9 protein-coding genes are annotated in these 9,279 nt (G+C 72.2%); 6 read left to right on the plus strand and 3 right to left on the minus strand.

Features of this window, described 5'->3' with window-relative positions; genetic code table 11:
* The 6 genes from BN344_RS06400 to BN344_RS06425 all read left to right on the plus strand — a co-directional run.
* The coding region (locus tag BN344_RS06400; protein ID WP_040337406.1) for a WYL domain-containing protein at positions 1-385 on the plus strand (385 nt) is incomplete at its 5' end.
* Positions 386-451: 66 nt separating this feature from the next.
* Entirely contained in the window at positions 452-1,738 is a 1,287-nt protein-coding gene (locus BN344_RS06405) for an SAM-dependent methyltransferase (protein WP_040337407.1), read from the plus strand.
* A gap of 13 nt (positions 1,739-1,751) precedes the next feature.
* Positions 1,752-2,213 (plus strand): PaaI family thioesterase, encoded by a 462-nt coding sequence (locus BN344_RS06410; protein ID WP_040337408.1) that lies wholly within the window; start codon positions 1,752-1,754, stop codon positions 2,211-2,213.
* A 99-nt stretch (positions 2,214-2,312) separates the two neighbouring features.
* Positions 2,313-3,998, plus strand: coding sequence for a DNA repair helicase XPB (locus tag BN344_RS06415; protein ID WP_040337409.1), 1,686 nt, complete (start codon positions 2,313-2,315; stop codon positions 3,996-3,998).
* Positions 3,999-4,161: 163 nt separating this feature from the next.
* Positions 4,162-4,566, plus strand: a complete 405-nt coding sequence (locus tag BN344_RS06420; protein WP_040337410.1) for a nuclear transport factor 2 family protein — start codon at positions 4,162-4,164, stop codon at positions 4,564-4,566.
* 213 nt (positions 4,567-4,779) lie between these two features.
* On the plus strand, positions 4,780-6,600 hold the full coding sequence (locus BN344_RS06425) for a DEAD/DEAH box helicase (RefSeq protein WP_040337411.1): 1,821 nt from the start codon (positions 4,780-4,782) through the stop codon (positions 6,598-6,600).
* A gap of 175 nt (positions 6,601-6,775) precedes the next feature.
* Here BN344_RS06425 and BN344_RS06430 read toward each other — a convergent pair whose 3' ends face one another.
* The 3 genes from BN344_RS06430 to BN344_RS06440 all read right to left on the minus strand — a co-directional run.
* A complete protein-coding gene (locus BN344_RS06430; protein ID WP_040337412.1) occupies positions 6,776-7,330 on the minus strand; it encodes a hypothetical protein in 555 nt (184 codons plus the stop codon).
* 30 nt (positions 7,331-7,360) lie between these two features.
* Positions 7,361-8,818 (minus strand): hypothetical protein, encoded by a 1,458-nt coding sequence (locus BN344_RS06435; protein WP_155858772.1) that lies wholly within the window; start codon positions 8,816-8,818, stop codon positions 7,361-7,363.
* A 131-nt stretch (positions 8,819-8,949) separates the two neighbouring features.
* Positions 8,950-9,279 (minus strand): response regulator transcription factor (locus tag BN344_RS06440; RefSeq protein WP_040337414.1); only part of this gene is annotated, 330 nt, incomplete at its 5' end.

The following is a 9,279-nucleotide window of genomic DNA, read 5'->3' on the forward strand; positions in this document are numbered from 1 at the left end:
GGCGAGCCGCCGCACCGGCAGCGAGGGGCAGCCCGCTCCGCGGCCCCTGGCTGCGGACGAGCTCGCGGCGATCGTCCGCGAGGTCCGCGCCGGGGACGCCGCCGTGGCGGCCCGCCGGGGCGAGTCCGTGCGCCAGGTGCCCGGGGTGACGACGGCGTCGACGCTCGAACTGCTCTCCCGGGCCGTGCGCGAGGGGACGCCGGTGTGGCTGGGCTACGTCGACGCCCAGGGCAGCGGCAGCCAGCGCGTGGTCCAGCCGGTGTCACTGGCCGGGGGCTTCCTCCAGGGGTACGACGACCGGCGGGGCGAGACCGCGCGCTTCGCCGTCCACCGGATCACGTCGGTGGCGCTGGTCGAGCAGGACGGTCCGCCGGCCGCGCGCTGACCCTTCCCTTCACCTGCGGGTACGCGGGATGATCATGTCGCTCGCGCCAGAGGACGAGGAGCGGACATGGCGGGACAGCGGAACGTCGCGGACCGGTTGACCGACGCCCTGGGCATCGTGCTGGGCACCGAGGAGCTACCGCTCCGCCTGCGGGGGTGGGACGGCTCGCTCGCCGGCCCGCCGGGCGCCCCCGTGATCGCGGTCAGATCGCGCCGGGCACTGCGCCGGCTGGTCTGGTCACCGGGGCAGCTCGGGCTCGGGCGGGCCTACGTCGCCGGTGAGATCGACATCGAGGACGACGTCTTCGCGACCTTCCAGGCGCTGACGTCGGTCGGCCGGCTGGCCGCTCCGGGCTCCCTGGCCGAGTGCACGCCGCGGGAACGACTGCGGCTGGCGGGTACGGCGCTGCGCCTGGGCGCGATCGGCCCAGAGCCGGCACCCCCGCCGGAGGAGGCCGACCTCGGGCGGATCGGGCGGCGGCACTCGCGCGGACGCGACGCCGCGGCCGTTGCGCACCACTACGACGTCGGCAACGACTTCTACGAGATCGTCCTCGGGCCCTCGATGGTCTACTCCTGCGCCGTCTGGGCGTCTCCCGAGGTCGGGCTGGAGGCGGCCCAGGAGGCGAAGCTCGACCTGGTCTGCCGCAAGCTCGGGCTGGTCGACGGCTCGTGCCTGCTCGACGTCGGATGCGGCTGGGGCAGCCTGGCCATCCACGCCGCGCAGCGGTACGGCGCGACGGTCGTCGGCATCACGCTGTCGGAGGAGCAGGCGTGGATGGCCCGCAAGCGGGTGGCCGAGGCCGGGCTCACCGACCGCATCGACATCCGGGTCCAGGACTACCGCGGCCTCGACGACGGGCCCTTCGACGCGGTCAGCTCCATCGGCATGGCCGAGCACGTGGGCCGTGCGCAGATGCCGGCGTACGTACAGCGGCTGCACGATCTGCTGCGACCGGGCGGCCGGCTGCTCAACCACGCGATCGCGTGGAACAAGGGACGGGCGGCGCAGAGCCCCGACACGTTCATCGCCCGCTACGTCTTCCCCGACGGCGAGCTGCTGGGCCTGGGCGAGACCGTCGGCCTGCTGGAGGCCGGCGGTGCGCTGGAGGTGCTCGACGTCGAGGCGCTGCGCCGGCACTACGCGCTCACCCTGCGTGCCTGGGTGCGCCGGCTGGAGGCCGGCTGGGACGCCGCGGTGGCGTCGGCCGGCGAGGGCCGGGCGCGGGTGTGGCGGCTCTACATGGCCGCCTGCGCGCTGGCGTTCGAGGCCGGCGACATGGGCGTGAACCAGGTGCTGCTGCGTCGTCCCGGCGGCGAGGAGCCGCCGCTGCGCCGCGACGCCTGGGTGTGAGCATGCTGGACGGATGACCGAGTCCTCGCCCAGCATCCAGGAGCGCCTCGTCCCGCAGCTGACCTGCTTCGGGTGCGGGCCGGCGAACGAGCGCGGGCTGCGGCTGAGCAGCCGGCCGGCTGCCGAGGGGGTGGTGGCCTCGTTCGAGCCGTGGCCGGAGCACGACAACGGGCTGGGCTACCTCAACGGCGGGATCATCTCGACGCTGCTGGACTGCCACAGTGCCGCCGCAGTGCTGTACGAGGCGGACGTCCGGGACTGGCGTGCGCTGCCCGGTGCGGCGCTGCCGTACGTGACCGCGGGCCTGGACATCCGCTACCTGCGACCGGCTCCGCTGACCGAACCGGTGTCGCTGCTCGCGGTGGTCACCGAGGCCGACGAGGCGCAGATGACCGTCGACGTCCAGCTGCACTGGGACGGCAAGCCCCGCGCCGCGGCCACCGCTGTGTGGAAGCGCTGGCGCCCGCGGAGTTGAGTGCGCCACGGAGCGGAAGGCGAGGTCGCCCCGCGGCGTTACCGTGGACAGTCCGGCGCTGTCGTCTGCGCCTGAACCCCGACCGAAGGAATCATCGCGTTGAGCGACGGCCCGCTGATCGTCCAGTCGGACAAGACCCTGCTCCTCGAGGTCGACCACCCGCTGTCCAAGGAGTGCCGCGCGGCGATCGCCCCGTTCGCCGAGCTGGAGCGCTCCCCCGAGCACGTGCACACCTACCGGGTCACGCCGCTGGCGCTGTGGAACGCGCGCGCCGCCGGGCACGACGCCGAGCAGGTGGTCGACGCGCTCGTCCGCTACTCGCGGTACCCGGTGCCGCACGCGCTGCTGGTCGACGTCGCCGACACGATGGACCGCTTCGGCCGGCTCACCCTGGCCAACAACCCGGTGCACGGGCTGGTGCTCACCTCCTCCGACCGAGCGGTGCTCGAGGAGGTCATCCGCTCGAAGAAGGTCGCTCCGATGCTGGGCGCCCGCATCGACGAGGACTCCGTGATCGTGCACGCCGCCGAGCGCGGGCGACTCAAGCAGGCGCTGCTCAAGGTCGGGTGGCCCGCCGAGGACCTCGCCGGCTACGTCGACGGCACCGCCCACCCGATCGAACTCGACCAGGCCGACTGGCACCTGCGCGACTACCAGCAGGAAGCCGTCGACGGGTTCTGGGCCGGCGGCTCGGGCGTCGTCGTCCTCCCGTGCGGTGCGGGCAAGACACTCGTCGGCGCGGCGGCGATGGCCGAGGCGAAGGCGACCACGCTGATCCTGGTGACCAACACCGTCGCCGGGCGGCAGTGGAAGCGCGAGCTGATCGCCCGCACGACCCTGACCGAGGAGGAGATCGGCGAGTACTCGGGCGAGCGCAAGGAGATCCGCCCGGTCACCATCGCGACCTACCAGGTGATCACCACCCGCCGGAAGGGCGAGTACATCCACCTGGACCTCTTCGACGCCCAGGACTGGGGCCTGATCGTCTACGACGAGGTGCACCTGCTGCCCGCGCCGATCTTCCGGCTGACCGCCGACCTGCAGTCCCGCCGCCGGCTGGGCCTCACCGCCACGCTGGTCCGCGAGGACGGGCGCGAGGACGACGTCTTCTCCCTCATCGGGCCCAAGCGCTACGACGCCCCGTGGCGGGACATCGAGGCCCAGGGCTACATCGCGCCGGCCGAGTGCATCGAGGTGCGGGTCTCCCTGGACGACGAGGAGCGGATGACCTACGCCGTCGCCGAGCCCGAGGAGCGGTACCGCATCGCGGCGACCGCGCAGTCGAAGCTGCCGGTGATCCGCCGGGTCCTGGAGCGGCACCCCGACGAGCCGTCGCTGGTGATCGGCGCCTACCTCGACCAGCTCGAGGAGCTGGGCGCGGCGCTCGACGCCCCGGTCATCCAGGGGTCGACGACGAACAAGGAGCGGGAGCGGCTGTTCGACGCGTTCCGCACCGGCGAGATCCGCACCCTCGTCGTCTCGAAGGTCGCCAACTTCTCCATCGACCTGCCCGAGGCCGCCGTCGCCGTCCAGGTGTCGGGGACGTTCGGGTCGCGGCAGGAGGAGGCGCAGCGGCTCGGCCGGGTGCTCCGCCCGAAGGCCGACGGCCGGCAGGCGCACTTCTACACGGTGGTCAGTCGCGACACCCTGGACAGCGAGTACGCCGCGCACCGGCAGCGCTTCCTCGCCGAGCAGGGCTACGCGTACACGATCGTCGACGCCGCCGACCTCGCCGGTCCGGGCGAGGTCAACGGCCCCGACTGGGTGGACGAGCCCGCCGACTGAAAGAGGACCCCCTGCCCCGACCGCTCGCACGCTCGCGGCGGGACCCTGCAGGGGGCAGGACCAGCACAGTGCCGCCGCCTCCTCCTGAGACCCGCGCCACTCCTCCGGCACGCCTGGCCGTAGCTTGATCGACAACGGTCGGTCCCCCGAGAGGCAGGTCCCCATGGACGAGATCCAGCAGCTGGTCGCCGAGAGCGAGATCCGCAACCTGGTCGCGCGCTACGCCCACCTCGTCGACGACGCGCAGGTCCAGGAGTGGAGCGAGCTGTTCGCCGAGGACGGCCGCATGGAGGCCTGGGCGATGCCGCTGGAGGGCCGTCCCGCGCTGGTCGAGTGGATCAACGGGGTCCTCTCCGGCCCGAAGCTGCGGCACATCATGGGCGCGACGCACGTCGTCGTCGACTCCGCGACGGAGGCCCACGGGACCGCGGACATGGTCCTGCTGGCGGCCGCCGAGGGGTCCTGGGTGGTGGCGGCTGCGCCCCGCTACGTCGACCGGTACGTGAAGACGGCCGCCGGCTGGCGCTTCGCCGAGCGCGTCCTGGAGGACCGCAGCGCCCAGGCCTGAGCGGGTCACCGGGGACTCCTGGGATCGCCGTGACCGGCGGGGTGACGAGCCGGTCCGTCACGGAGCATGAGGATCCCCACACGTCTTGCCCCTTGACTCGCATACGTGCTGGTCAGAGCCCTGTCGGCGGCGCCTATACGTCGTAGTCGGCGAGGCGCGCGGGAGGCATCCGATTGGGCGTGTTGGCCTCCCGGCAGTGAAGATGGACCGGTCATGGGGAGTGCAGTGCGAGCGGAGGCCTCGAGCCCGCAGACGAACAGCCGGCCGCTCCGAGCGTGGCAGCAGGCCGCTCTCGCGCAGTACGAGGAGCAGTCCCCGAAGGACTTCCTGGTCACCGCTACGCCCGGCGCCGGGAAGACCACGTTCGCCCTGACGCTGGCCGCGCGACTGCTCGCCCGCCGCGAGGTCGCCCGTGTCGTGGTCGTCTGCCCGACCGACCACCTGCGCATGCAGTGGGCCGACGCCGCCGACGCGATGGGCATCGTGCTGGACCCGGGCCTGACCAACGCCGTCGGCCCGGTGCGCGCCGGCACCCAGGGCTACGTGACCACGTACGCGCAGGTCGCCGGCAAGCCGATGCTGCACGCCGCCCGGGCCACCGCCGTCAAGAGCCTGGTCATCCTCGACGAGGTGCACCACGCCGGCGACGGCCTCTCGTGGGGCGAGGCGGTCGAGGAGGCCTACGCCTTCGCCGCCCGCCGGCTCTGCCTCACCGGGACGCCCTTCCGCACCAAGCCCGACGAGCGCATCCCCTTCGTCCGCTACGAGGAGGACACCTTCGAGGGCGACATGGGCGGGTCGGGCGGGAGCGAGGAGTCAGCCGGCGTCGGGCTGGTCAGCCGCGCCGACTACACGTACGGCTACAAGGAGGCGCTGGCCGACAACGTCGTCCGGCCGGTCGTGTTCGCCGCCTACACCGGGACGTCGCGCTGGCGGAACTCCGCGGGCGAGGTCGTTGCCGCGTCGCTGTCGGAGGCCGGCACGCGCTCGGTGGAGATGCAGGCCTGGCGCACAGCGCTGGACCCCAAGGGCCAGTGGGTGCCGCACGTCATCGCAGCGATGGACGACCGCATCACCCACCTGCGGGAGAACGGCATGCCCGACGCCGCCGGGCTGATCCTCGCCAGCGACCAGGACGACGCCCGCGCCTACGCCAAGATCGTCCGCCGGGTGACCGGCAAGGCCGCCGAGCTGATCCTCTCCGACGACCCGAAGGCCTCGAAGAAGATCGAGCGCTTCGCCACCGGCTCGGCGCGGATCGCCGTCTGCGTGCGGATGATCTCCGAGGGCGTCGACGTCCCGCGGGCCGCCGTGCTGGCGTGGATGACCTCGTACCGGACGCCGCTGTTCTTCGCGCAGGCCGTCGGCCGCGTGGTCCGCTCCCGGTCGCCGCACGAGTCGGCGACGGTGTTCCTCCCCGCGGTGCGGCCGCTGCTCTCACTCGCGGCGGCCATGGAGGAGCAGCGCAACCACGTCATGCCGCCGCCCCGCAGCCAGCCCGACGAGGAGCTGGAGGCACTCGACCTGCCGCCCCGGGAGCCGCGCGAGGGCGAGATGAAGCAGTGGGAGGCGCTGGAGGCCGACGCGCGCTTCGCGCACGTGCTGCACAGCGGCACGGCGCACACCGGCGAGGGCTCGGGTGGGCCGGGCGGTGGCACGGTGGTGGTCGGCGAGGAGGACGAGGAGTTCCTCGGCATCCCCGGCCTGCTCACCCCCGCGCAGACCGCCGAGCTGCTGTCCAAGCGGGACGAGGAGCTGAGGGTCCGCATCGCCGCGAGCCACCGCTCCGACGACGGCGACTTCATGCTCGTCGAGGACCACCCGGAGGAGGACGACGCCGGCCGCTCCTGGCGCGACGCCGCGGAGCTGCGGCGGGAGATCAACAAGCTGGTCAACCGGGTCGCGGCGCGCACCGCTCAGCCCCAGGCGGTGGTGCACACGCAGCTGCGGCAGTCGGTGCCCGGCCCGCCGTCGGCGTCCGCGTCGGTCGACGTCCTCCGCGCCCGCCGCGAGCGCCTCCGCACGATGCTCTGACCCTGTCCCTTGTCGCCGCGGGCGCGAGTGGGTCAGCGGGCGACTCCGGGCGGTGCGACCGCTATCGACAGACCGAGCGCACTCCCAGGGGCGACGAGCAGACTCGCGCCAGCCCCCCAGGCCGGCTGACGAGGCCTTCTCGACGAAGCCATGGGAGACCAGGCGATCGTGCAGCTCAGTGACCGACGAACCTGTAGTAGCGCCCCCGACGGTCCGCTCCCGGCGGCGTATCGGCGGGCTCCACGTCGCCCTGGTCCAGCCACTCGCCGAGGATGCGCGACACCCGATCAGGACTTGCCGCCAAGCCGCGCTCACGGGCCGCGGAAAGGATGTCACTCGGCCGCACCGGCCGGCCAGAACTCAGCACGTCCCTGCTCACGTCCATGAGCTCATTCCGCGTCGCTGTGCGAGCCTGCTGGACCGCCCGCGCCGAGAGGCAAGCCGACACGATGTCGTTCGCGGCCCACAGCGCTCCGGCGAAGAACATCGTGCCGTCCTTGCCGCGCAACACCTCCGCCGGGACCTGGTTCCCCGAGTCGGGGTAGTCGAGTCGCTCTCGGGTGGCGGCGATGGCTGCCTGCAGATCACGGATGTCTCGATCCGACGCGGTTGCGAGGGCGCGACCGACGTCTCCCAGCACTCCCGTCCCGGACACGAGGTCGGGCGTGTCCTCCTCCCCCAGGCGTCTCCCCAGAGTTCGCAGGACCTCAGCGGTCGTCTCGAAAGTCACCGAGCCACCGTATCCATCCGACAACCTTTGTCAAACATCGACCCACTCGACAGAGCGAGTCGGGACATCGAAGAGCCATAGCCCCGCGCCCTCCCCGCGCGGCGCATCCGGAGCAGGGACGACGACCGGCACCGGTGGATGCTCGTACGGCGCCGAGAAGGCCGCCTCGGCTCGGTCCGCCGGCGCAGAAGTCATGGCTTCCCCACTGAGCTTCAGCCATTGCGCAGGGGCGACAGCAACCGCCACGAACGCTTGACTGCGGGTGCTGAGACCCGTCGCGAGGCCGACGATGCTGCCGGTCCGGTCGCTGAAGGCCGGGACGAGCAGGAGGTTGACCCCGCAATCGGCGAGGAGGTCGATCAGTTCGTCGGAGGACGCATCCCTGCAGGTCAGCACTGCGAGCGTCACAGACTCGGACTTCACGATGACGAGGTTGGTCGCCCCGGCTATCCCTTCTGCCGCGTGGTCGATCTCGGCAGCGAAGATCTTGTGGAGACCGAATCCACGGGCGCGGCGGCCATCCACGCTTGCCCCGGGAGGTCCGGGGACCGACACCCACGCTTCATTGTGGAAGTAGCCGCCGGTAGCAGCCTCCATCACCTCACTCGTCGCCGCGACCAGCAGTAGGGGCTGCCCGGGCAGCCCATCGACGGCGTTCTGGAACCGCTCACGTTCATCGGCGGCCAGGCAGTACTCGGGGAGGACGACCACCTCAGCGCCTCGGTCGACGGCCATGCCGACCGCGCGGACGAGGACGTCGTGCTGAGTGTCCGGCGAACGGGGCCCGAGGTTGCGCACGAGCCGGCGACCATCGCGGGTCTCCTCGACGATCTGGAACTCATCCAGCGTGAGGTTCGGGTGCACGGTGGCGATGCACAGGCCCTCCACCGCGCTCAACGGCGCCAGGTGGTTCCACATGTCGAAGTCGAGCACCACGCCGTACCGGGAGTGTCGGTCGTCGGCCAGCCGCAGATGCGGGATGCGATCGAGCCGCCGAGTGGGCAGGCGGTCCGGACGGGTGTTCGCCGAGCGGCCTCCGAGCCATCCGCGCGGGTCGTGTGGCGCCAAGGGATAGGGATCCCCCGGCCTCAGCTCCGCGCGAAGGTTGCTTCGGAACGTCTCGACGAACGTCTGACCGGCATAGTGATCGATTGCGAGCGCAAGGCCGTGGGCGACCACACCTTCGGACAGGCTCCCCGGGGGCGACATGGAAGTCAGCTCTGCCTCGCCGAGTGCCCGCAGCTGCGCGACCAGCGCCAGGTCCACGAAAGCGCTAGGTCCTCCGGTTGGCATGAGCCGCAGTGCTTGTGCCGCGATCGCCACGAAAGCGTCCTCGACCCATGACGGCGGCGACGCGGACGTCCACTCCCGCGCCGAGCCATCCCGTTGCCGGCAGACCAGGAGCAGGCCCTGGGCGAGCTCGAGCCATGTTCGCCTCTCAACGTCAAGAGCGGCGAATCGGTCGAAGGTCTGGAGGAGCAGCGGCACGGCGTCTGAGACCTTCGACGCCACCTGCGGCCCTCCCCCACACTCCCGCCCGCCAGCTCGCCGAACATACGGCACGCTCTCCAGTGACGCATGTCAGCGGAACTAGCCGTTCCGGTGTCGGATGCGCGCGGTCAGGTGATGGGCAGCAAGCCCCGCTGGGCGGCGATGGCGACGGCCTTGGTGCGGCCGTTCGCGCCGAGCTTGGCCAGGATGTTGCTGACGTGCACGCTCGCGGTCTTCTCGCTGATGTAGAGCTCGGCACCGATCTGCCGGTTGGTCCGCCCCTGGGCCAGCAGCGCCAGCACCGACTGCTCCCGCGGCGTGAGGACGGCCGAGGCGCTCACGGCACGCACCCCCGGCAGGTCGACGTCCAGCCGGCCGCGCAGCACCAGCGCCTCGGTCGCCGAGCGCAGCGGCGCCGCCCCGAGCCGGGCGGCGACCTCGTGGGCCAGCCGCGCCTG

The sequence above is a fragment of the Candidatus Blastococcus massiliensis AP3 genome (genome assembly GCF_000582785.1).
Lineage (GTDB): Bacteria > Actinomycetota > Actinomycetes > Mycobacteriales > Geodermatophilaceae > Blastococcus > Blastococcus massiliensis.